Below are 20,557 nucleotides of genomic sequence, written 5' to 3' on the forward strand. Positions count from 1 at the left end.
ACATTTGGTGAATAGAATGCCAGCCTGGGACTTCTGGATCGATCGCGGTGGCACCTTCACGGACGTGATCGGCCGTGCGCCCGACGGCTCGCTGCACCCCCGCAAGCTCCTCTCCGAGAACCCCGAGGCCTATCGCGACGCCGCCGTGCAGGGCATCCGCGACCTGCTCGGCGTCGAAGCGGGCGCGCCGATCCCGCCTGGGCTGATCGGCGAGGTGAAGATGGGCACCACGGTCGCCACCAACGCCCTGCTGGAACGCAAGGGCGACCGCGTGCTGCTGCTGATCACCAAGGGCTTCCGCGACGCATTGCGCATCGCCTACCAGGCGCGCCCCGATATCTTCGCCAAGCAGATCATCCTGCCCGAGCAGCTCTACGAGCGCGTCGTCGAGGTGCCGGAGCGCGTCCGCGTCGACGGCACGCTGGAGACCGCGCTGGACCTCGATGCGGTGCGCGGCGAGGTCGAGGCCGCCAGGGCCGACGGTATCGACGCCGTCGCCATCGTCTTCATGCATGCCTGGAAGTCCCCCGAGCACGAGAAGGCAGCGGAAGCACTCTGCCACGAGATCGGCTTCGCGCAGGTTTCGGCCAGCCACGCGGTCTCGCCGCTCATCAAGCTGGTCGGCCGCGGCGATACGGCCGTCGTCGACGCCTATCTGTCGCCGATCCTGTCGCGCTACGTGCAGCGGGTGGCGGAGGAACTGGGCAGTGACCTCACCTCGCCCTTCGAGGGGGGAGGTCGCGCCGCAGGTGCGAGTGGGGGTGGCGACGGTTTCGCTTCTTCCGCCACCACCCCCACCCCGGACCTACGGTCCGACCCTCCCCGCAAGGGGGAGGGTGAAACGCCCCGCCTGATGTTCATGATGTCGTCGGGGGGGCTCACCGCCGCCGACCTGTTCCAGGGCAAGGACGCGCTGCTGTCGGGTCCGGCCGGTGGCGTCGTCGGCATGGCCGAGACGGCACGGCTCGCCGGCTTCGACAAGGTCATCGGCTTCGACATGGGCGGCACGTCGACCGACGTGGCGCATTACGACGGCGAATACGAGCGCGCCTTCGACACCGAGGTGGCGGGCGTGCGCGTGCGCGCGCCGATGATGCGCATCCACACTGTCGCCGCCGGCGGCGGCTCGATCCTGCACTATGCCAACGGCCGCTTCCAGGCCGGCCCGGATTCGGCCGGCGCCAATCCCGGCCCCGCCTGCTACCGCCGCGGCGGGCCGCTGGCCGTCACCGACGCCAACGTCATGCTCGGCAAGCTGCAGCCGGATTTCTTCCCGGCGATCTTCGGGCCGGAGCAGGACCAGCGGCTCGACGCCGGCGTGGTGCGCGAGCGTTTCGAGGCGCTGGCCGCCGAGATCGGCGACGGCCGCTCGCCCGAGCAGGTGGCCGAGGGCTTCATCACCATCGCGGTGGAGAACATGGCCAACGCCATCAAGAAGATCTCGGTGCAGCGCGGCTACGACGTCACCGAATACCTGCTCAACTGCTTCGGCGGCGCCGGCGGCCAGCATGCCTGCCTGGTTGCCGACGCGCTCGGCATGGAGGCGGTGCTGGTGCACCCCTTCTCCGGCCTGCTCTCGGCCTACGGCATCGGGCTTGCCTCGGTCTTCGCCTCGCGCCAGCAGGCGCTGATCAAGCCGCTGGCCCAGGAGTCGCTCGCCGAGATCGACGCGCTCGCCGAAACGCTGCGCGAAAAGGTGTTCGAGGAACTGGAAGCCCAGGGCGTGCCGGCCGACGACATCACGTGGCGCCCCGTCCTGATGATCCGCTACGACGGCACCGACACCGCACTGCCCGTGAGTTTTTCGTCGCATTCGCTCGACGCCGCCCGCGCCGACTTCGAGGCGGCGCACAAGGCGCAGTTCGGCTTCGTCTACGACGATCGGCCGATGATCGTGGAATCGGTCGACCTGCAGGGCCAGGACGGCCGCGCCACGGGTCGCGACGAGACGAACCGGGAGATGGATGACGCCGATGCGGCGGCGTCCGAAACGCGCCGCATCTACATGGACGGCGACTGGCGCGAGGCCGGCGTCTTCCGCCGCGAGGCGCTCGCCCCCGGCAACCGCGTCACCGGCCCTGCCCTGTTGATCGAGAGCCACCAGACGATCGTCGTCGAACCCGGCTGGCAGGCGCGGATCACGGCGAAGGACCATGTTCTGCTGCGCCGGACGAGCAAGAAGCGCCGCGCGGCGGCCCTCGGCACCGAGGCCGATCCTGTCATGCTGGAGGTCTTCAACAACCTGTTCATGGCCATCGCAGAGCAGATGGGCGTGACGCTTCAGAACACCGCCTATTCGGTCAACATCAAGGAGCGGCTGGACTTCTCCTGCGCCGTCTTCGATGCGACCGGCGCGCTGGTCGCCAACGCGCCGCATATGCCGGTGCATCTCGGCTCCATGGACCGGTCGGTGGAGACGGTCATCCGGCTCAACGCCGGCGACGTGCATCTCGGCGACGTCTTCGCGCTCAACGCTCCCTACAATGGCGGCACGCATCTGCCGGACATCACGGTGGTGACGCCGGTGTTCAGCGACAACGAAGAAAAGATCCTCTTCTGGACAGCGTCGCGCGGCCACCACGCCGATGTCGGCGGCACGGCCCCGGGCTCGATGACGCCGCTGGCGACGACGGTCGACGAGGAAGGCGTGCTGTTCGACAATTTCCGCATCGTCGAACGCGGCCGCTTCCGCGAGAAGGAGCTCGTGACGCTGCTCACCGACCATCGCTGGCCGGCGCGCAACCCCCGTCAGAACGTCGCCGACCTGAAGGCGCAGATCGCCGCCAACGAAAAGGGCGTCGCCGAACTGCGCAAGATGGTCGAGCATTTCGGGCTCGACGTCGTGCAGGCCTATATGGGCCATGTGCAGGACAACGCCGCCGAGAGCGTGCGCCGCGTGCTGGAAAGGTTGCCCGACGAGTCGTCCTGCGAATACCCGACCGACACGGGACAGACGATCAAGGTCCGGATCACGGTCGACCGGCAGGCGCGCTCGGCGAAGGTCGATTTCACCGGCACCTCGGCGGTGGAGAAGAACAATTTCAACGCGCCGGAGCCGGTGGCGCGCGCCGCGGTGCTCTATGCCTTCCGCGTCATGGTCGAGAACAACATCCCGATGAACGCGGGTTGCCTGCGGCCGATCGAGATCGTGATCCCGGACGGCTGCATGCTGCGGCCCAGCTACCCGGCGGCCGTCGTCGCCGGCAATGTCGAGACCTCGCAGCATGTCACCAACGCGCTGTTCATGGCGATGGGCGCGCTGGCCAACAGCCAGGGCACGATGAACAATCTGACCTTCGGCAACGAGACATACCAGTACTACGAGACGATCTGCTCGGGCTCGCCGGCCGGCCGCTTCAACGACGGCACGGGCTTTGCCGGCACGTCAGGCGTCCATGTCCACATGACCAATTCGCGCCTCACCGACCCGGAGATCCTCGAACTGCGCTTCCCGGTGATGCTGGAGGATTTCCACATCCGCGAAGGGTCCGGCGGCAAGGGCAGGTTCGGGGCCGGCGACGGCACGCGCCGCACCATCCGCTTCCTGGAGACGATGGAATGCGCCATCCTGTCGTCGCATCGCGGGGCGCCGCCGCGCGGCGTGGAAGGCGGCGGCGACGGTCAGATGGGCAAGACCGAGGTGCGCCGCCTCGACGGCACGGTCGAGACCCTGAAAGGCTGCGACCAGACGGTGCTGGAGGCCGGTGAGGCGGTGATCGTCACCACGCCGACGGCGGGAGGGTTCGGGCGCACCGAAATCGTAGATAATGGAAAATGATGATCGCCGTCGGACCTATTGTCCGATTCGAACCTGGCGGTCCGCCACCGCCTATGAACACATCGAAGACACCTGGCGAAAGCAAATTTGCCGTTGTTGATCGTGATCGACCGCGTCGAAAGCTTGACGAGCGCACACGCAGGGACCTCACATTCCTAGTCCACGTTTCTTACGATCGAAGCTCCAATCTACACCGGCGCCACCGCGGGCGATGCCGGAAATGTGCTGGCCGAGCTTCTTCTCGAGCGAGGGCGTCCAGGGCACGAGTTGGAAGCCAAGCCCGTCATCGATCATGGCGAAACGGCCCGACGCCAGCGCGAAGCGTTGCCGGTAGGTGCCCGCAACGAACTCTCCCGTCGCCGCCTTGCTGAAGGGCCGGCCGAGATCGGATGCCAGCTTTTCGCCGAGCGCCTCGACCTCACGGCGGCGCAGCGTCTCGAGCAGCCGGCGCGCGAAGATCACCCGGCCGCCCTGGCGCTGGGCGAGGCCTTCCTCGACCAGATGCTCGGCGCGGCGTTCTATCGCCTGCTTCACCTCCCGCCCAAACCCGCCTTCGCCGAGCGCGACCGGATCGCGGCTCACGGCCTGCCGGTCGAGCCATGTCGCCCCGGACGCCGAGACCTGACGCTCGATCGGCAGGTCGGACCGGACGGCGATCGCCACCCTTTGCCGGCCCTTCGCATCCTCGAATTTCCGCAGCTCGACGATCGAGCCCGGCGCGCTGTCGCCCGACGCCTCCAGGTCGGGGAGCCTGACGTGATGGGTGCGGCCGTCGACGCCTTCGATCACTGCGTAGGCGGTTCCGTTCAGTTCGTCGTCGAGGCCGCGCTCGACCAGGCGCCCGATGACGGGCTGGTCGATGCTCTCGCCAGCCAGCACGAAGCTCGCCGCGCCGCGGTCGATACCGCGCTCGCTAAGCGCGCGGTGCATGCGCTTGATGATATCGCCGCGCTCGCCCATCTGCCGCATCGTGGCTTCCGCCTCGTCGGACAGGAACCATTGGCTGTGACCGGCCTGATGAGCGACGCCGAAGATCTCGAGTGTCCGCAGGCGCCCGACCTTGAGCGCGTGATACTCGTCGGGCTGCTCGCCGGCACGCGGGGCGAGATCGATGAAGCCGCTCTTCAAGCCATCGCGTTTGAGCTGGCGGTCGAGACTGGTCCAGCGTTCGGCCTCGACCTGGCGTTCGAGCGCGTGGCGGATGTCCTGGTCGGTGCGCGGGCCGAGCTCCTGAGTGATGAGGTCGCGCGCGCGGTCGCGCATGCCCTCCTTGATGTAGTCGCGCGAGATCACGAGGTTCTCGCCATCGTCGCGCACGCCGCGCAGGATCAGGTGGACGTGCGGATGCTCGGTGTTCCAGTGGGCAATGCCGGCCCATTCGAGCCTGGTGCCGAGATCCTTCTCCATCTGGTCGACGAGATCGCGGGTGAAGGATTCGAGATCGGCCATCTCCAGCACGTCGTCGGGCGAGACGATGAACCGGAAATGATGCCGGTCGTCCTTGCAGCGCTCGGCGAAATCCTCGGCATCAACATCCTCGCCTCCGGGACCGAAGAGTTGGGCCTTCTCCCCGTCCCGGGTGACGCCCTCGCGGCGGAGATAGGACAGGTGGTTCGGCAGATTGCCGCCGCGCAGGTTCATGCGCACCACGCGGGCCTTGATCACTGCGCCGCGCGAGCGCGCCGTGAGCAGGCGATTGGCCTGCACCGATGCGCGTTGCCCGCGCCCGAAGCGCGAGCGATTGCCGGGGCCGATCCTGCCCTGGCGGGACACCGAGCCGCCGGCCTTCTGTGCGGCGGCGAGCGCCTGGGCGACAAAGGGCCTGGCGCGCTGCGCCTTGCTCGATCGGATGCGGCCAGACCGGACGCGGAACTCGCGTTCGTCGCTCATGGCCGAATCCTCGCACATCGCGCCAAGGCGCGGAAAACTATGAGGAAGCGCCTTTCGTGCGATGTAGGCGCTGCAAGCGCACATCGCGCAAATGTCCTGCAAGTCGTTGAAATCCCTCCCCCCGACCGCGGCGCACATCGCGCCCCTTTATCCTGCCATCGTGCGGTTGTGTTGCGGGGTCCCCGCCTTGATGCCCGCCATGCCACGCTGCTGTTCGCCATGACGCAATGGGATGGAGAGCGCCTCATTGCGTCGCACCAGGCTCTGAGCGCGCGACGAACATGCGCTCTGAAGACGGCGGTGTCGCCTCGTCGTCCTGCACCGAATCTACATCCGGGCTGCTGTCGGGCTGCGGCGAACGGGCAGAGGGGCCGCTACCGAGAGGGTCGACGAAGAGCGGTGCGTCGCGCCAGTCGATGGGACGAGAGACGTTCCGGTCCGCGCCATCCGGCAGCGGCTTGCCGCCCAGGAGAGGCGCAAGCGCGGCGACATAGGCGCGGGTCTCGGCCGGCAGCGGGCGGTCGTCTGCGAGGTATTCATCGTAGCGCGCCGGGCCGGCATTGTAGGCCGCGAGCATGCCGCCGACCGTGCCGTAGCGATCGAGCATCTCGCGCAGATATGCGGTGCCAGCGAGGATGTTGTCGCGCGGATCGAACGGATCGGCACCAAGCCGATACCGGCCGCGCAGTTCTTCCCAGGTGTCGGGCATGACCTGCATCAGGCCCATCGCGCCGGCGGAAGAAACCGCGCGAACATCGCGCGCACTTTCGGCCGCCAGCACGGCGCGTATCCACTCCACGGGAATGCGGAAACGTGCCGATGCCTCGGCGACGAAAGGATCGAACCGCGCGTCGATGGTCTGCTCGCTGACCGGCCCATCCTGCGCCTGCACGCAGAGGGCGGGCGCCAGGATCGAGAGGCCGGAAAGGAGAAGGAGGACGACACGACCGTAGCGGCCGTGCCGCCGAACGACCGACATCAGGCTGAACGGTCGCATCGATCAGTCCTGTGGCTTGTCCTGATCGTCGCGCTTCTTCTGGCGCGTCCAGTGCAGGCCCCAGTCGCGACCGTTCTCGTCCGACTGGAACAGGCGCGCGCGGATCGGTTGCGCGAGGGAGGGATCGTCGAGGACGACCGAGATGTAGGCGCCGGCGCGGTCGCCGGTCTGCAACCAGCCCGCGCCGATCTCGATTCCATCTTCGTCGCCGAGTCGAATACGATAGTCCGGAGCGTTCTCGACATCCGCATTGTCGGTCGGAACGAAAACGATCGCGAGGTCGAGCAAGAGCGTGCGAACGCGTCCCGAATAGCCTGTCTGTGTGCGGGTGAACTGACCGATCTGTGCCATGGGAAGTCTCCTCTGTCTGGCGGTTGGGAAGGGCGTCAGGGCTCGTCGTGCTGGTCGCCGACGTGCCAGTGGAAGCGGCCGTCGCCGTCCGCGTCCGTCCAGATCGGGAGCGCACGGGCAGTGACGGAATTGACGGGGAGCGGCCCGAAATACCGGCCGTCGAGACTGTCGGCCGCGTCCCAGTTCATGAGGAAGACCTCGCCGTCGGCGAGCGTCCGGCACCCCTGCCAGACGGGCAGCGGGCGGCCTTGACTGTCGTGCTCGCGGGCCTCGCCATAGGCGTGGTCGAAGGCGACGACGGTGCTCCCGTGGCGGCAGACTGTGTCGCCGGCGACGGCCAGCACCCGCTTGAGCAGCGGCACGCCGCGCGGCAGGTAGCCGCGCTCGGCGAGGAAGCCGGCGAGCGGCTCGGGCGGTTCGACGACGACGAGATCAGGCGCTTCGACGCTGCTCACCGCCGTGAGGCGGTAGAGCCCGATCGGTACGCTGGGCGAGGCGTTCCAGAGGAAGGTGGGGCCGCGGTCACGCCACGGCGGCTCGGCGACGAGCGCGCAGGACACGAGCATGGCGAACGTGACAGCCGCGCGGCTCATGGCGCAACGCTCCGGCGCTTGAGCCATGCGGCGTGGCGCTCGATGGTGTATGCGCGCGGCTCGGTGCCCGTGGCGAAACAATGATGGACGTGACGCCAGTGATCGACCGGCACGGCGCCGGGATTGATGTCCAGGGCGTCGATGGTGTCTATATGCTCAAGCACGCGAGCGACCTTGGGCCAGCCCTCGGCGCGGAGCAGAATCTCGCCGCCGGGCCGCACGAAGGGCAGTGTCTGGAACGGCTCTCCAGACGTGATGGCGCGCACGATATCGATGCGCGACAACACGGTGCCGTAGTCGTTGGCGGCCCAGCGCACGAACGCGAAAAGCGTGTTAGGTGCGAAGCCGACGATACGGCGATGCCGGTCAAGGATCTGCTCGTAGGTTTGGAGACCGAAGCGGATCCAGTATTCGATCCGCTTCTCGCGCCAGGTGAGTTCGACCAGTGTGGTTGAGGGCGGCGGCCCGTCGACCGTCGGCCGCATGCTGAGCGGCAGCGAGGCACGCTGGGTCATTTGCTGCCCCTTTCGTCGGCGGGAAACTCGCGGGCGAAGAGGTCGCGCAGCATGTCGGCGACGGTGATGCCGCGCTCGAAGGCTGCCACCTTGATGCGGCCGCGCAGTTCGGGGGTGACATCGATGGTGAGGCGCGCCGTGTATCCGGCGGCCGCACTGGCGCGCGGTGACGCCTCAGCGGACCTGATCCAGCGATCGGGGTCGCCCGGACGAGCGGTGAAGCGACCATGGGAGGAAGCGCCGGTCACGATGTCGCCGTCCCGACGCGGAGCCGTTCGATCTCGGAGGCGAGCGCGGCGATCTCACGCGCGGCGAGGCCGTCGTCATCGAACTCGCAGGCGAGTTGCCCCGATTGCGCCGCCGTGGCGAACAGCACGCGCTGGCCGATCGTCGCGGCGAGAACGGGCGGATCGTGATCGGCGAGCGTCTCGGCGGTGTCGCGCGCGATGATCGTGCGCGCCCCGCATCGGTTGAGCACGAAGCGGGCGGCGAGCTGCGGCCGGTAGATGCGCGCTTCGGCGAGGAGCGCCAGCATCTCGGCCGAAGCCCAGCCGTCTAGCGGCGACGGCTGCACCGGGATCAGCACGAGGTCGGCGGCGAGCAGCGCCGAGCGCATCAGGCCGGCGACGCGAGGCGGTCCGTCGATGACGACGTGGTCGGCGTCGCGGGCGAGTTCCGGCGCTTCGCGATGCAGCGTGTCGCGCGCCAGCCCGACAACGCCGAACACGCGCGGCGCCCCACTGCGGCTGCGCTGCTGCGACCAGTCGAGCGCCGAGCCCTGCGGGTCGGCATCGACCAGGGTGACGCGCTTGCCGCGCCGTGCCCACTCGCCGGCGAGATGCAGGGCGAGCGTCGTCTTGCCGACGCCGCCCTTTTGGTTAAGGAGCGCGACGATCATCGGCCGCGCTCCCGACGGGAAGGACCGGAAAGGGACGGGTTATCCCCGCACTGCGCGTCCAAATAATAAGATTTAGATTCTTCTTTAGAGTCTTTACAGGCGCTGTTTGCCTCGCCGGACCAGAGGCTTAACTGCGATCCGTGCGCCTGATGTACGGATAGGTTTGCGCCCGATGTACGGATACCGGATGCGCCCGATGTACGGATAGGCGGCTGAGTTGTACACAGCTTTTCCACAGGGCGGATGTGGACAAGTTCATCTCTATCCGCGGTGCATTCGATGGCGAGTGCGTAGCCCGGCAGCGGCTGGCGGCGAGCAATGGCGCGAATGTCGATGGCGAAATCGGAATAGCGCGCGAGCGAACCGCTCTTTGCATGGAGATGCCTCAGTTCGAAGCGCCAGCCACCGACCTGGCGGCCGGCATGCTTGCGCGCGACGCGATAGAGCCAGCGCTCGATGCCGCCAGTGAGTTCGAAGTAGTCCGGGTCGATGGCAAGGACGAGGCGGCGGTCGACGATGCCCTGGTAGAGCCATTCGGGCAGGACGAACTCCATGCCCTCGACGCGGCCGCTGCGCGTCGCCAGTTCTTCCCATTCATTGATCCAGGAGAATTGCTGGCGCCGCCAATGCTCGCCCTGGCGGATGGAGGTGCGGATGACGGTCGATTGCAGGCGCGTCAGCGCGCCCTTGATAAGGAAATAGCTACGTGCGCCTGTCGTGCGGCCGATGCCGTTGAGGAGTTGATAGGGCGTGAAGCGGAAGAAGCGCGAGGTCGGCAGGCCACGATCCTGGGCGGCCAGGATCTGGCTCGCGGCCCAGATCAGCACGTCGGCATCCCAGATCGTCGCCATGCCGTGCTCGGCGACGGCGTAGACCTGCAGTTCGACGTCGCCGGCCTTGTAGTGGATCGGCGCGGCGCGGCGCGACTTCGACAGCGAGAAGAAGGGGTGCGCCATCAGATCGCGCTGATCGCGCGGCGGTACGTCGCCGCTCAGCGCCTCGAAGGGATCGAGTTGTGCGCGCTCGCTGCGCTGGTGCGATGATGCCGTCATCGGATCACCGTTCAGCGAGCGTCAACGCGGCGGGCCGGATGGACCGTGCCGCGGCCGGGATCGGAGGTCGAGGTCTTGGTGCCGCGATCGGCCCAGGCCTGGAGATCCTCGAGCGCATAGACGACGCGGCCGCCGAGTTTCCGATAGGCCGGGCCGGTGCCGTATGTGCGGTGCTTTTCGAGCGTGCGGTCCGACAGACCAAGGAAACGGGCGGCCTCAGGGGTTCTGAGATAGCGCGGCGGCAAGCCGGCGGCATTGGAAGTCATGAGCGGGTCTCCGCGAATGCGATCAGATCGCCGGCGTTGGACGGCGGGCACGGATCACGGTGGCGAAGACGGGGCGCGAAGGGGGATGAGGATGTTTGCGGGGCGAAAATCCTCACCCCTGCTGTCGTCGATTCTCGATTATTCCTTGCGGCGATGACGCAGGAGCTGACGATAGCCGCCGGCAATCATGGCGCGACCGCCATGGACAAGACCGATGATGGTGGCGCGCAGAGGCGAGGTTTTCCAGGGCTCGGCGGTGACGCGGCCGGACCCGAACAGGACGATGGCGACATCGCGATAGCTGGCGCCGTTCAGTCGCCCATCCGTCGCCTGCAACATCAGCCGCTGGCGGCGCCTCTGCTGCGGGGTCAGCCGCCGATCATCGCGAACTGTGCGGCCCTGCAAGGCGCGCAGGAGGCGTTCGATCGCTTCGATCCTGTCGAAGCCGTCGGCATCAAGCGGCACGAGCGCGGCGAGCGCGGCTCCAGTTGGCGCGCCGGGAAGGCGCAACATGCGAATGGCCTGATTGCCGGCAGCGAGCACAATGTGTTCGCCCTGATCGTCCGACCGCGCGGCTGGATCGCGAAGCTCGGAGGTAAGATTGCCGGCCGTCGGCAGCACGATGGGCGACTGCGTGAGCAGCACGGCGCTCGTATCCGCCTCGACGGACCAGAACACGGGACCCTCGCCAGCACTCAGCGACGGCGGGACGAAAAAACTGCAAACCCCACTTCTTGCGGAGCTCTACGCGGGAGGAGGGATCCTCGGCGCGGGCATAGTCCTGCTGATAGTCGCGATTGCGCCTGAGCCATTCCCAGGCGAGTTCGGTCGAATTCAATTCGTCCAGATAGTCGTATGTCTCCGAGGAGCGCCAGCGGGAGGTATCGGGCGTCATCGTTGTTCCTCGTTGCCGCAACGTGGGGCGGGCAGCGTCTCGGAAACCTGACGGCTTGGGAAGACTTAAGGAAAGCACCGGGCGATGCCTGCGGCGCACCGCGGCGTACTATAGCGGTTTCCCGTGAAGCAGCTTGCGATAGCCGTGCTCCGTCATCCAGCGGGCGCGCGCGAGATGGCTGTCGTGCACACGCCGTGCCCGCTCGGGCTCGACCTCTGGATCGATCTCGAAAATCACCGCCACTGCCTCGCGCCAATCCGCTCCGTCGGCCGAGGCGTCAAGCACCCGCATATAGGCTTTCATGTGCGAGCGATCGTAGTCCGTCAGTTCGGCGCTGTCGGGTGGGGCGTCCAGATACTCGGTTGGCGCCATAGTCGTGTTTCTCCCCCTGGTACCGAGCATATATCGACGGGCGGGGTCCTGTAACGATGAAGATGAGCGCTTCATCAGTACCACGCCCGCTCGCGAATCGGAACTATCGTTCCTAGAACGATCGTTCCGACGCTGGTTCTCGTTCTGCCATGGACCTCAAGGAGGTCATGGCGATCAATCTGCGTCGGATACGCCATGACAAGGATATGACGCAGGAAGAACTGGCGGACCGGGCTGGGTTGAGCGCGCGGTATATCGGCGCGATCGAGCGCGCGAACAAATCGGCAAGCGTGACCGTTCTTGGCCGGATTGCCGAGGCCCTTGGGGTAGAAGCAGCCGCATTGATCAAGCGCCCTCGGCAGTGATGGTCTGGTCGCGACGTCAAGGCGGCGTCGGCCTTGCAGCGATGTAGAGAATACTCCGTGGCAGGATTCTCTACAAGGCCGTGTCCTCTCGTGCATGGAGATACGAGAGATACTGGCCCACAATCTGAAGACCTATCGCCGTGCGCAGGGTTTGTCGCAAGAGGAACTGGCGCACCGCGCGGGCATCGACCGGACTTATATCAGTTCGCTCGAGCGTTGTGTTTATGCGGCTGGCATCGATGTCGTTGACAGCCTGGCCAAGGTGCTCGGCGTCGAGGCGTCCGACCTGTTGAAACGCCCGGAACGCGGGGCGTCTCGGCGCCGGTCGTGACTGGCAGTAGCAGTTGATGGCCCCGCCCGGACCAGCCGGGCGGGGTGGTTCTGGAACCTCATTCGCCATTGCGGCGGGTCGGGCGGAACCAGATGAGGCTGTAGCTCTCGCCGTCTTCGTCCTCGACCAGGTTGGCGTAGATCGGGGCGGTGAAGCTGGGGTCGTCAAGCTTGAAGCCCAGGTACGGACGGCCCTCGTTGGACTGCTTGCTCCAGGCGGCGCCGATCTCGGCTCGGCCGACGAAGACCCGGTGGCTGGGGGCGTTCTCGCCGCTGGCGCGGGTGTCGGCTGTGACGCGGACGTTCTTGGCCTGGACCGAGAGGGTGACGATTTCGCCGGTGAATTCGTTGGTGGCGGTCTTCTTGAACGTGCCGATGGTGGCCATGGTAGTTCTCCTTGGTTTCTGGTTCGAGCCCGCACCATGCGGCCTCGATGGCGATCGTCCGGCCGAAGGCGATCGACGGCGCACCCCGCGGGGGCCCGACAGCAGAGGAGGAACTATCTTGTCTCGCGAGGAACCCGGCCTCCTTGCCGGGAGGGGAAGATAGTTTTGACGGCGCTGTTGCGCCTTAGGCGATCGAGGCGAAGCCGCCCTTCGGACAGATCAAGCCAGACAAAGAGGCCGTACTGGAGCGGTCTTGAAGTTGGAAGGAACCGGGGAGAACTGCTCTGGCGACCTGGTGTGCTTGGGACCGTCTGACGGTTTCACTTGCGGGATTGCCTCCCTGCGTCCCAAGCAAGCCCCGTCCGCACCGCCGCCGCTCGAGCGGTGGCGCACTGCCCGGACCACGCGTTCCGGGCATGACGCTGATCCCAGCGCTGGAGCAACCGATGACCAACGCCCCCCGTACGGGCTCCTCGAGTTCGACGGCTCGCTCGTTCACGCCCGCGCTTCCCCACCTTCGAGGTGCGGCGGATGTAGCGCGCGCTGTCGGGCTGCGTTGTCTCGGCCGGTCGCTTCGGTCACGAGGCTCGCGCGACACCCTGTCCGGCTGGTCCGGGCGGGGCCATCATGGTGAGACGCATGAGGGCCGTGATGCCGACTGCGATGGCGCCGGCAACGGCGAAGACCACCTGCCAGGTCTCGGACGGCATGGTCAGCTTCACGATGCCGAAGGTGGCGTGGTAGCCGGCGACGACTGCCGGGGCGACGAAGACCAGCAGCACGAGGAGCTTCAGCCACGCGGGCCGCACCACGAGCAGCAGAAGCTGGAAGAGGCCGAAGGTTGCTGCCGCGGCAAGCGCGCCGACGATAACGCCGCCGAGGCCGCCAGCCCCGGTGCTGTTGGCCCAAAGACCGATGGAGATGCCGGCGAACAGGGGGAGCGCGAAGACGGCGAGATTGAAGAGCAGCCAGCAGAGCGCGACGATGCCGCCGAGCGATACGAGAATGCCGATGATGATCATGGTGGTGGTCTCCGTGGACGATGTCGAACGGTTGCGCCTCCACCACCACCGCGGCGCGCGTTGAAGTGTAGCGCGGCGCGCGCGCGGCGCAAATCACGCGCGTCGTTTCGGTGATGGTGGGGACGGCGCTCACGCGCCGTCCCGCTTCCGGAAGTCGTAGGCGTTGATGCCGAGCTTCCTTGCCTTGTCGGCGAAATTGTCCTGGATGCCGGTGCCCGGGAAGACGATGACCCCGATCGGCAGGATGTCGAGCATGGCATCGTTGCGCTTGAACGGCGCGGCGCGGCCGTGCTTCTCCCAATCGGGCGCAAAGCCGACCTGCGGCACCTTGCGGTTGTCGGCCCATTTGGCGGCGATCAGTTCTGCGCCCTTGGGCGACTTGCCGTGGATCAGAACCATGTCTGGGTGCTTGGCGCGGACCTTGTCGAGCACGTCCCAGACGAGATGATGATCGTTGCAGTCGAGGCCGCCGGTCAGGGCGATTTTCGGACCGGTCGGCAGCATCACCTCGGTATCGGCCTTGCGCCGTGCGGCCAGGAAATCGCGACTGTCGACCAGGGCGGCGGTCAGATGCCGGTGGTTGACCATCGACCCGGTGCGAGGCCGCCAGGCCGAGCCGGTATGCTGCTCGTAGCGGTCAGCGGATTGGTCGCGCATGAGTTCGAAGGCGTCTCGCCGTTCGAGCATGGTCTGGCCCTGGGCGGTGAGCGTCTCGAGTTCGACTGCCTTGATCTCGGTGCCGTCCTGTTCGCGCTGCAGGCGGCGGTGCGCCTGCTCATTGTCGTCCAGTTGCCGCTCGATCCTGAGGACGGCGCGGTGGAAGACATTGCTGACGGACCAGAGCAGGTCGTCGAGGTCGGGTTCGAGGCGGGTGTCGGCCAGGGTGGCGATGAGGGCATCGAAGATGTCGGCCACCGCTCCCGCCACGTGATCGCCATCGGGCAGCGGTCGCGGATCGGGCTCATCGCTGTAGGGGCGCCAGCCATAAAGCTGGAGTTCGGTGAGGACGTGGTCGGTCGGAGACGATGCGCGCTGTGGTTCGGTGTCGTCATGCTCGCTCATGGGGATCTCCCGTCGGCTGGACCGCGACCCTCGCGGCCTTCATGGCGACGAAAGCCCACGGGCGGGACGGCACGGCACCCGGAGCGAAGCGGAGGGCCGGAGCGTCAGCGAAGGATGGCAGAGGCCGGCTATTTTGCCTCGCGATGGAAAGGCGTGCGTCCGGGCGCTGGCCATCGCCAGCAATCGCGCGCCGCCGGAAAATAGCCGGTCGCCGCCATTGCCTGGCCGGCCCGTTTGTGGGCGCGATCGCCCTCTCGAAGGCCGGGTTGCGGCTCTCATCCGGCGCGGTCCACAAGCGATGCAGGCGGCACGGGACCTCGCCCTCGTCCCCTACGGCTCATGCCGCCCGCTTCAGATAGCGCAGCCGATCCTGGCGCATGAGTTGATGTGCGATCGCTGCCCGAAGTGCCTCGAGGCCGACATGGCGGAGATCGTCATTGAAGTCCTCGAGTTCGGGCGACAGCACGATCGCCTCGATCCCGGCCGCGCGTGCGCGTTCGGCGAGCGTGTCACGGGCGGAGTCGCCGGCCGGATCGTTGTCGCGGATGACATAGAGCCGGTGCAAAGTCGGCGGGAACAGGATGGCTCCGAGATGGGCCGCGGAGAGCGCCGCCGCCATGGCCATGTCGGGCAAGGCACATCTCAGAGACAGTGTCGTCTCGATGCCTTCGCCGGCTGCCATGACGCTGGTTGGTACACCGAAGCGGACGGCGTGACCGAGGAGATCGCCCATGGCACGTCGTGGCGTGTCGAGGGGCGCCTTGCCGTCACCGTCAGGGTCGAGCCAGGTCCGGTGCGCGCCAGTCTGATGTCCGCTCAGATCGGTGACCGCGGCGATCATGGCCGGCCAGGTCTCGGTCGGTCCGTGGTCCTCGGGCCGATAGTAGCAGCGCGGGTGGAAGCGAAGCGATCCGGTGCCGTGCAAAATCGGAATGCCGCGTCCCCGCAGATATGATTCCACGAGCGTGCCGGGGATCGGCTGTGACATGGCGAAGAGCCGCCGCGAGGCTTCCGGCGATCCGGTCGGGACCGTTGTCGCGCCGGGGCGCGAAGAACGCCGTTCCGGCTCCGGTCGGGGCATGGCCAGGAAGGTTCTGGCTTCGTCGGCGACGGCCTTGAAGTCGACGAGACCCATGCTCTCGCGGATGATGTCGAGCAGATCGCCGTGCTCTCCGGTCGCGGCGTCCGTCCACTTGCCGGCCGGTCCCTTGGCGGAGGCCCTGAGCCGGACGAACATCGAGCGCCCCGATGCGTTGCGAACATCGCCGACCTGCCAGTAATTGCCGGAGCGACGTCCGTTGGAAAGATAGTGTCGGCACACCGCCTCGGCATGTTCGCCGAGACGGTGCGCGAGTTCGGCGGCATCGTGGCGCGGCATCATGCGGTCTCCCGCTCGCTGACGCGCTCGACCGGCCAGCGTCCGAGCACGCGATCCAGCACGGGGATGCCAGCGACATCGGTCGGCACGAACATCCTGAGCTTCCACGAAATGATCTCATGGTAGAGCCCATAGGCCGTGAGCCGCTCGCGCATCGTGTCGGTGAAGCCGGTCAATTCGATGCGCCAGGCGCCCATGACGCGAACACGGCGCAATTGCAGCCCCTCGGCGAGATCGAGGATCGTGCGCCCGTCCACCAGTGCCGCGAAGGCCTGGTCGGGCGAGAGCGAGGGGACGCCCGTCGTCGTGGCATTGGCCGCCCAGGCCGGTGAGACGCGGCGGCCGATGATGCGCTCGCCGGCATCGGTCTGCAGCCGATAGACCCGCGTTGACTCGTTCGGCAGGCGCCGCCAGATCGGCAGGAGCAGGCCGGTCACCATATGCAGGACGCTGTCGGTAAATTCCGGCACCTCGGCGATTTCGGCCTGCCATGCCGTCGCGAACGTTTCGCGGTCTGCCTCGGTCCAGCGGGTCTCACCCATCGCCTTCAGCGGCAGGTTGTGGGCTTCCATCGGCCGGATCAGGCGGACCCGCCGCTCGATTTCGCCATCATCGAGCATGACGCTGGTGGTCGGGATCTGCACGGCGGCGCGGCCGGACTGCTGGTTGACCAGCAGCATGGCGCGCGGATCGCGGAGGTGGTCGAGCGCGGCGTCGAGCGTCACCGGCCGGTTGCGCTGGCGCTCGGTGATGGTCAGCAGGCGGGTCTCGGCGCCGGTGCGCGGATGGGTGTAGATCACCTCCCGGCCGGTGACGACGAAGCTCTCCGCACGCAGCGTCTCCAGGCCCGCATCATAGGTGCCCGAGGCGATGGCGCCCTCGATCCGGGCCGCGAGCAACTGCTCGAAGGCCTCGAACAACACGCCCTGCAACTCGATGGTGAGCGCCAGCATGCGGTTGAGGAAGGTGGTGATCGGTGGCAGCTCGTCCTTGATGCCCGTGTCGTCCATCAGCTTGAGGCCGGTGGCGGATTGGAAGCGTTCGAGGGAACAGCCTTCGACCTTGCCGCGCACGATGACCGTGTAGAGCTGGCGCAGCGCGTCGCGGGCATACTGCGATTCCAGATTGTCCTCCGGCCGGAACAGGCCCTGGCCGCCGGTCTGCCGCTGGCCGCGGGTGATGGCGCCCAGCGTGTCGAGGCGACGCGCGATGGTCGAAAGGAAGCGCTTCTCGGCCTTCACATTGGTCGAGATCGGCCGGAACAGCGGTGGCTGCGCCTGGTTGGTCCTGTGCGTGCGGCCGAGGCCCTGGATGGCAGTGTCCGCCTTCCAGCCGGCCTCGAGCAGATAGTGCACGCGCAGCCGCCTGTTCCGGGCGGAAAGCTCGGCATGGTAGCTGCGCCCGGTACCGCCGGCGTCGCTGAAGACGAGAACGCGCTTGTGGTCGTCCATGAAGGCCTGCGTTTCGGCGAGGTTGGCCGAGCCGGCGCGAGTCTCGACCACGAGGCGATCGCCGCCGGGCGCAGATCGGGGCTTGCGCACGATGCGCCGCGACCGGCCGGTGACCTCGGCGACGACCTCGACCCCGAAATGCTGGACAATCTGGTCGAGCGCGCCGGGGACGGGCGGCAGGCTGGCGAGTTGGGCGATCAACTCGTCGCGGCGGGCCACGGCCTCGCGACTCTCGACCGGCTGGCCGTCGCGATAGACCGGCCGTGACGACAGATTGCCCTCCGAATCGGTGAATGGCTCGTAGAGCTGCACCGGGAAGGAATGGGCGAGATAGTCGAGGACGTATTCGCGCGGCGTGATGTCGACGCGAACGTCGTTCCATTCCTCGGTCGGCAACTCGCTGAGACGCCGTTCCATCAGCGCCTCGCCGGTCGAAACGATCTGGATGACGGCGGCGTGGCCGTCGGCGAGGTCGCGCGTGATCGAACGGATCAGGGTCGGCGTCTTCATCGAGGTGAGGAGGTGCCCGAAGAAGCGCTGCTTGGTGCTTTCGAAGGCCGAGCGGGCGGCCGATTTGGCCTGCGCATTCAGCGTGCCGGAACTTCCGGTGATGTTGGCCGCCTGCATCGCCGCATCCAGGTTGTTATGGATGATGGCAAAGGCGCCCGCATAGGCGTCGTAGATCCGGACCTGCTCGGGCGTCAGTTCGTGCTCGACCAACTCGTATTCGACGCCGGCGAAGGACAGCGAGCGGGCGGTGTAGAGCCCGAGCGCGCGCAGGTCTCGAGCGAGCACTTCCATCGCTGCGACGCCGCCGGATTCGATCGCCTCGACGAATTCGGCGCGGGTCGAAAACGGAAAGTGCTCGCCGCCCCAGAGGCCGAGCCGTTGGGCATAGGCGAGATTGTGGACCGTCGTGGCGCCGGTGGCCGAGACGTAGAGGATGCGGGCGTTCGGCAAAGCGTGCTGCAGCCTGAGCCCGGCGCGGCCCTGCTGTGAAGCGGCGACATCGCCGCGCTCGCCTTTGGCGCCAGCGGCATTCTGCATGGCATGGCTCTCGTCGAACACGATCACGCCGTCGAAATCGGCGCCCAACCAATCGACGATCTGCCGGACCCGCGAAACCTTGTCGCCGCGGTCGTCGGAGCGCAGCGTCGCATAGGTGGTGAATAGGACGCCTTCGGGCAGCGTGATCGGCTTGCTCTGCGGGAAGCGCGAGAGCGGCGTGACCAGCAGCCGCTCCAGCCCGAGGGCGGACCAGTCGCGCTGCGCATCCTCGATCAGCTTGTCGGACTTCGAAATCCAGACGGCCTTGTGACGGCCCTGCAGCCAATGATCGAGAATGATGGCCGCCGATTCACGGCCCTTGCCGACGCCGGTGCCGTCACCGATCATGAAGCCTTGCCGGAAGCGGACGGCATTGGCGGCATCCTCCGCCGCGGCGCTGACGACATCGAAGGTGTCGTCCACCGCCCAGGCGCCGGCGAGGAATTCCGAATGGGCTTCGCCGGCATAGATCACCGTCTCGAGTTGGGCGTCGGAGAGCAGGTCGAGGACGGTGTGCGGCAGGCGCGGCCGGTAGCTCGGCCGGGGCGGCGTGACGCTTGCCATGGCCGCCGACTGCACGAGCTGCGTCGGGTGCGCCTGAGAGCCGGGAATACGGATCGCCTGAAGTCCGTATGCCTCATAGATGGCATCGCTGATGCCGGCGTCTTCGATGGGCGGCACCTCGATGGTGTCATAGGCGAGGTCGACGCCCTCAGGCACGGCGAGCGCGGCTCGCGGCGCGGCCCGCGCGGCACGGGCGACATAGCCGCGGACCGTCCGCGGCGCGGCAGGAGTCGAGGTGTTGGCCGACAGGGCCGGGAGCGTGACGGGCAGGCGCGCTGGCACCTGGGCGCCGACCCAAGCCAGCAGCGTCGCCGCATCGGGGGCGACGCCAGGCGCAGCGGGGAAGACACTGGGATCGTCGGCCGGGAACTTGTCGATGACGGTCAGGCGCGTGGGAAATGTTGTGCCGTGCCTGGCATAGACGGCGCCATCGATCGCGGCCGAGAAGACGACGCGGCCGCGCTCCTGCAGGCGCGCAAAGGCCGGCGCCCAGGCCGGATTGTCGGGCGCAAAGCTGGCGCCCGTGATGGTCACCAGCCGCCCGCCCGGCGCCAGGCGTGCCAGCGCCGAGGCGACATGGCGGACCACCGCGTCGGCGACGCGGCCCTCGACATTGGCCATCACCGAGAACGGCGGATTCATCAGCACGACGCTTGGGACGGCGCCGGCGTCGAGATGGTCGTCGATCTGGGCGGCATCGAAGCGGGTGACGGGCACGGCCGGAAAGAGGGAGGAGAGAAGACCGGCGCGTGTTTCGGCGAGTTCGTTGAGCAGCAGCGTGCCGCCAGCGATCTCGGCCAGGATGGCGAGCAGGCCGGTGCCAGCCGAAGGCTCGAGCACGCGATCCACTGGCGTGATGGCGGCTGCGGTCGCCGCGGCAAGGCCGAGCGGGATCGGCGTCGAGAATTGCTGGAGGGCCTGCGACTCTTCGGAGCGCCGCGTATGCGTCGGCAGCAGCCCCGCAATCGTGGAAAGCGCGGAAAGCCCTAGAGCCGGAGTGGCGGCTTTGCGGAAAAGCGCCTTTCCGTATTTGCGCAGGAAGAGGACTGTGGCCGCCTCGCAGGCCTCGTAGGCCTGCTTCCAGTCCCAGGCACCGGCAGCATCGGAGGCGCCGAAGGCCGCCTCCATGCTGGCGCGCAGGATCGGCGCATCGATGCGCTCGCCGCGCTCGAGATGGGGAAGGAGAAGGGTCGCGGCAGCGAACACCGCGGCGGCGGTGTTGGGCCTGGCGAGCGGGAGCGGCGCGGCGGCGATTGCCGCCGCCGATGCGGAGGTCGGGGTCATGATGGGATCCTCGGAGAGCAACAGGACATCGAGCCGCGCGCGGCGCTCTCTCTGGACCGGA

Annotated in this window: 19 protein-coding genes and 1 pseudogene; 3 read left to right on the forward strand and 17 right to left on the reverse strand. The window is 67.4% G+C overall.

Translation table 11 applies throughout. The features are described from left to right. Positions 1–16: 16 nt before the first annotated feature. Positions 17–3,778, forward strand: coding sequence for a hydantoinase B/oxoprolinase family protein (locus tag B9Z03_RS04440; RefSeq protein WP_085463080.1), 3,762 nt, complete (start codon positions 17–19; stop codon positions 3,776–3,778). A 147-nt stretch (positions 3,779–3,925) separates the two neighbouring features. Here the strand turns inward: B9Z03_RS04440 and B9Z03_RS04445 are convergent, their stop codons facing one another. The 12 genes and pseudogenes from B9Z03_RS04445 to B9Z03_RS04500 form a co-directional block, all read right to left on the reverse strand. Then, positions 3,926–5,668, reverse strand: a complete 1,743-nt coding sequence (locus B9Z03_RS04445; protein ID WP_085467494.1) for a relaxase/mobilization nuclease domain-containing protein — start codon at positions 5,666–5,668, stop codon at positions 3,926–3,928. A gap of 244 nt (positions 5,669–5,912) precedes the next feature. After that, complete coding sequence (locus B9Z03_RS04450) at positions 5,913–6,665, reverse strand: lytic transglycosylase domain-containing protein (RefSeq protein ID WP_085463081.1); 753 nt, start codon at positions 6,663–6,665, stop codon at positions 5,913–5,915. A 3-nt stretch (positions 6,666–6,668) separates the two neighbouring features. Continuing rightward, positions 6,669–7,016: a DUF736 domain-containing protein gene (locus B9Z03_RS04455; RefSeq protein WP_085463082.1), complete on the reverse strand. Its 348-nt coding sequence runs from the start codon at positions 7,014–7,016 to the stop codon at positions 6,669–6,671. A gap of 35 nt (positions 7,017–7,051) precedes the next feature. Further along, complete coding sequence (locus tag B9Z03_RS04460) at positions 7,052–7,609, reverse strand: S26 family signal peptidase (protein WP_085463083.1); 558 nt, start codon at positions 7,607–7,609, stop codon at positions 7,052–7,054. Beyond that, a complete protein-coding gene (locus B9Z03_RS04465) occupies positions 7,606–8,124 on the reverse strand; it encodes a DUF2840 domain-containing protein (protein ID WP_085463084.1) in 519 nt (172 codons plus the stop codon). The genes B9Z03_RS04460 and B9Z03_RS04465 overlap by 4 nt, the downstream gene beginning before the upstream one ends. Next, positions 8,121–8,372, reverse strand: a complete 252-nt coding sequence (locus B9Z03_RS04470) for a ribbon-helix-helix protein (RefSeq protein ID WP_085463085.1) — start codon at positions 8,370–8,372, stop codon at positions 8,121–8,123. The genes B9Z03_RS04465 and B9Z03_RS04470 overlap by 4 nt, the downstream gene beginning before the upstream one ends. After that, on the reverse strand, positions 8,369–9,022 hold the full coding sequence (gene parA / locus B9Z03_RS04475; protein ID WP_085463086.1) for a ParA family partition ATPase: 654 nt from the start codon (positions 9,020–9,022) through the stop codon (positions 8,369–8,371). Before parA ends, B9Z03_RS04470 begins: the two co-directional genes overlap by 4 nt. Then, the gene (locus B9Z03_RS04480) at positions 9,019–10,074 is read right to left on the reverse strand and encodes a replication initiator protein A (protein ID WP_085463087.1); all 1,056 of its coding nucleotides are present in this window, start codon (positions 10,072–10,074) and stop codon (positions 9,019–9,021) included. The genes parA and B9Z03_RS04480 overlap by 4 nt, the downstream gene beginning before the upstream one ends. An 11-nt stretch (positions 10,075–10,085) precedes the next feature. After that, positions 10,086–10,340, reverse strand: coding sequence for a helix-turn-helix transcriptional regulator (locus B9Z03_RS04485; protein WP_085463088.1), 255 nt, complete (start codon positions 10,338–10,340; stop codon positions 10,086–10,088). 138 nt (positions 10,341–10,478) lie between these two features. Then, the gene (locus tag B9Z03_RS04490; protein ID WP_244561659.1) at positions 10,479–11,018 is read right to left on the reverse strand and encodes a DUF2285 domain-containing protein; all 540 of its coding nucleotides are present in this window, start codon (positions 11,016–11,018) and stop codon (positions 10,479–10,481) included. Positions 11,019–11,115: 97 nt separating this feature from the next. Continuing rightward, positions 11,116–11,235, reverse strand: a pseudogene (locus tag B9Z03_RS30600) (transcriptional regulator domain-containing protein); the annotation flags it as partial. 108 nt (positions 11,236–11,343) lie between these two features. Continuing rightward, positions 11,344–11,607 carry a DNA -binding domain-containing protein gene (locus tag B9Z03_RS04500; RefSeq protein WP_085463090.1) on the reverse strand — a complete coding sequence of 88 codons (264 nt, stop codon included), beginning with the start codon at positions 11,605–11,607 and terminating at the stop codon, positions 11,344–11,346. Between the two features lie 149 nt (positions 11,608–11,756). Between B9Z03_RS04500 and B9Z03_RS04505 the strand changes: the two genes are divergently transcribed. Together B9Z03_RS04505 and B9Z03_RS04510 are read left to right on the forward strand one after the other, a co-directional pair. Continuing rightward, positions 11,757–11,972 carry a helix-turn-helix domain-containing protein gene (locus B9Z03_RS04505; RefSeq protein ID WP_085463091.1) on the forward strand — a complete coding sequence of 72 codons (216 nt, stop codon included), beginning with the start codon at positions 11,757–11,759 and terminating at the stop codon, positions 11,970–11,972. 94 nt (positions 11,973–12,066) lie between these two features. Further along, entirely contained in the window at positions 12,067–12,303 is a 237-nt protein-coding gene (locus B9Z03_RS04510; RefSeq protein ID WP_085463092.1) for a helix-turn-helix domain-containing protein, read from the forward strand. 58 nt (positions 12,304–12,361) lie between these two features. Here B9Z03_RS04510 and B9Z03_RS04515 read toward each other — a convergent pair whose 3' ends face one another. From B9Z03_RS04515 to B9Z03_RS04535, 5 genes are all read right to left on the reverse strand, one after another. Continuing rightward, positions 12,362–12,688, reverse strand: a complete 327-nt coding sequence (locus B9Z03_RS04515; RefSeq protein WP_085463093.1) for a DUF736 domain-containing protein — start codon at positions 12,686–12,688, stop codon at positions 12,362–12,364. A 578-nt stretch (positions 12,689–13,266) separates the two neighbouring features. Next, a complete protein-coding gene (locus B9Z03_RS04520) occupies positions 13,267–13,710 on the reverse strand; it encodes a hypothetical protein (RefSeq protein ID WP_085463094.1) in 444 nt (147 codons plus the stop codon). A 129-nt stretch (positions 13,711–13,839) separates the two neighbouring features. After that, the gene (locus tag B9Z03_RS04525; RefSeq protein WP_085463095.1) at positions 13,840–14,772 is read right to left on the reverse strand and encodes a DUF2493 domain-containing protein; all 933 of its coding nucleotides are present in this window, start codon (positions 14,770–14,772) and stop codon (positions 13,840–13,842) included. Positions 14,773–15,109: 337 nt separating this feature from the next. Then, the gene (locus tag B9Z03_RS04530) at positions 15,110–16,150 is read right to left on the reverse strand and encodes a DUF7146 domain-containing protein (protein WP_085467495.1); all 1,041 of its coding nucleotides are present in this window, start codon (positions 16,148–16,150) and stop codon (positions 15,110–15,112) included. Then, on the reverse strand, positions 16,150–20,496 hold the full coding sequence (locus B9Z03_RS04535) for a strawberry notch family protein (protein WP_085463096.1): 4,347 nt from the start codon (positions 20,494–20,496) through the stop codon (positions 16,150–16,152). The genes B9Z03_RS04530 and B9Z03_RS04535 overlap by 1 nt, the downstream gene beginning before the upstream one ends. Positions 20,497–20,557: the final 61 nt, after the last annotated feature.

Source organism: Mesorhizobium australicum, assembly GCF_900177325.1.
GTDB lineage: Bacteria > Pseudomonadota > Alphaproteobacteria > Rhizobiales > Rhizobiaceae > Mesorhizobium_A > Mesorhizobium_A australicum_A.

Coding starts and splice junctions, on each gene's coding strand:
- B9Z03_RS04440 (WP_085463080.1), top strand. CDS start 17: ATGCCAGCCTGGGACTTCTGGATCGATCGCGGTGGCACCTTCACGGAC.
- B9Z03_RS04445 (WP_085467494.1), bottom strand. CDS start 5,668: ATGAGCGACGAACGCGAGTTCCGCGTCCGGTCTGGCCGCATCCGATCG.
- B9Z03_RS04450 (WP_085463081.1), bottom strand. CDS start 6,665: ATGCGACCGTTCAGCCTGATGTCGGTCGTTCGGCGGCACGGCCGCTAC.
- B9Z03_RS04455 (WP_085463082.1), bottom strand. CDS start 7,016: ATGGCACAGATCGGTCAGTTCACCCGCACACAGACAGGCTATTCGGGA.
- B9Z03_RS04460 (WP_085463083.1), bottom strand. CDS start 7,609: ATGAGCCGCGCGGCTGTCACGTTCGCCATGCTCGTGTCCTGCGCGCTC.
- B9Z03_RS04465 (WP_085463084.1), bottom strand. CDS start 8,124: ATGACCCAGCGTGCCTCGCTGCCGCTCAGCATGCGGCCGACGGTCGAC.
- parA (WP_085463086.1), bottom strand. CDS start 9,022: ATGATCGTCGCGCTCCTTAACCAAAAGGGCGGCGTCGGCAAGACGACG.
- B9Z03_RS04480 (WP_085463087.1), bottom strand. CDS start 10,074: ATGACGGCATCATCGCACCAGCGCAGCGAGCGCGCACAACTCGATCCC.
- B9Z03_RS04485 (WP_085463088.1), bottom strand. CDS start 10,340: ATGACTTCCAATGCCGCCGGCTTGCCGCCGCGCTATCTCAGAACCCCT.
- B9Z03_RS04500 (WP_085463090.1), bottom strand. CDS start 11,607: ATGGCGCCAACCGAGTATCTGGACGCCCCACCCGACAGCGCCGAACTG.
- B9Z03_RS04505 (WP_085463091.1), top strand. CDS start 11,757: ATGGACCTCAAGGAGGTCATGGCGATCAATCTGCGTCGGATACGCCAT.
- B9Z03_RS04510 (WP_085463092.1), top strand. CDS start 12,067: ATGGAGATACGAGAGATACTGGCCCACAATCTGAAGACCTATCGCCGT.
- B9Z03_RS04515 (WP_085463093.1), bottom strand. CDS start 12,688: ATGGCCACCATCGGCACGTTCAAGAAGACCGCCACCAACGAATTCACC.
- B9Z03_RS04520 (WP_085463094.1), bottom strand. CDS start 13,710: ATGATCATCATCGGCATTCTCGTATCGCTCGGCGGCATCGTCGCGCTC.
- B9Z03_RS04525 (WP_085463095.1), bottom strand. CDS start 14,772: ATGAGCGAGCATGACGACACCGAACCACAGCGCGCATCGTCTCCGACC.
- B9Z03_RS04530 (WP_085467495.1), bottom strand. CDS start 16,150: ATGCCGCGCCACGATGCCGCCGAACTCGCGCACCGTCTCGGCGAACAT.
- B9Z03_RS04535 (WP_085463096.1), bottom strand. CDS start 20,496: ATGACCCCGACCTCCGCATCGGCGGCGGCAATCGCCGCCGCGCCGCTC.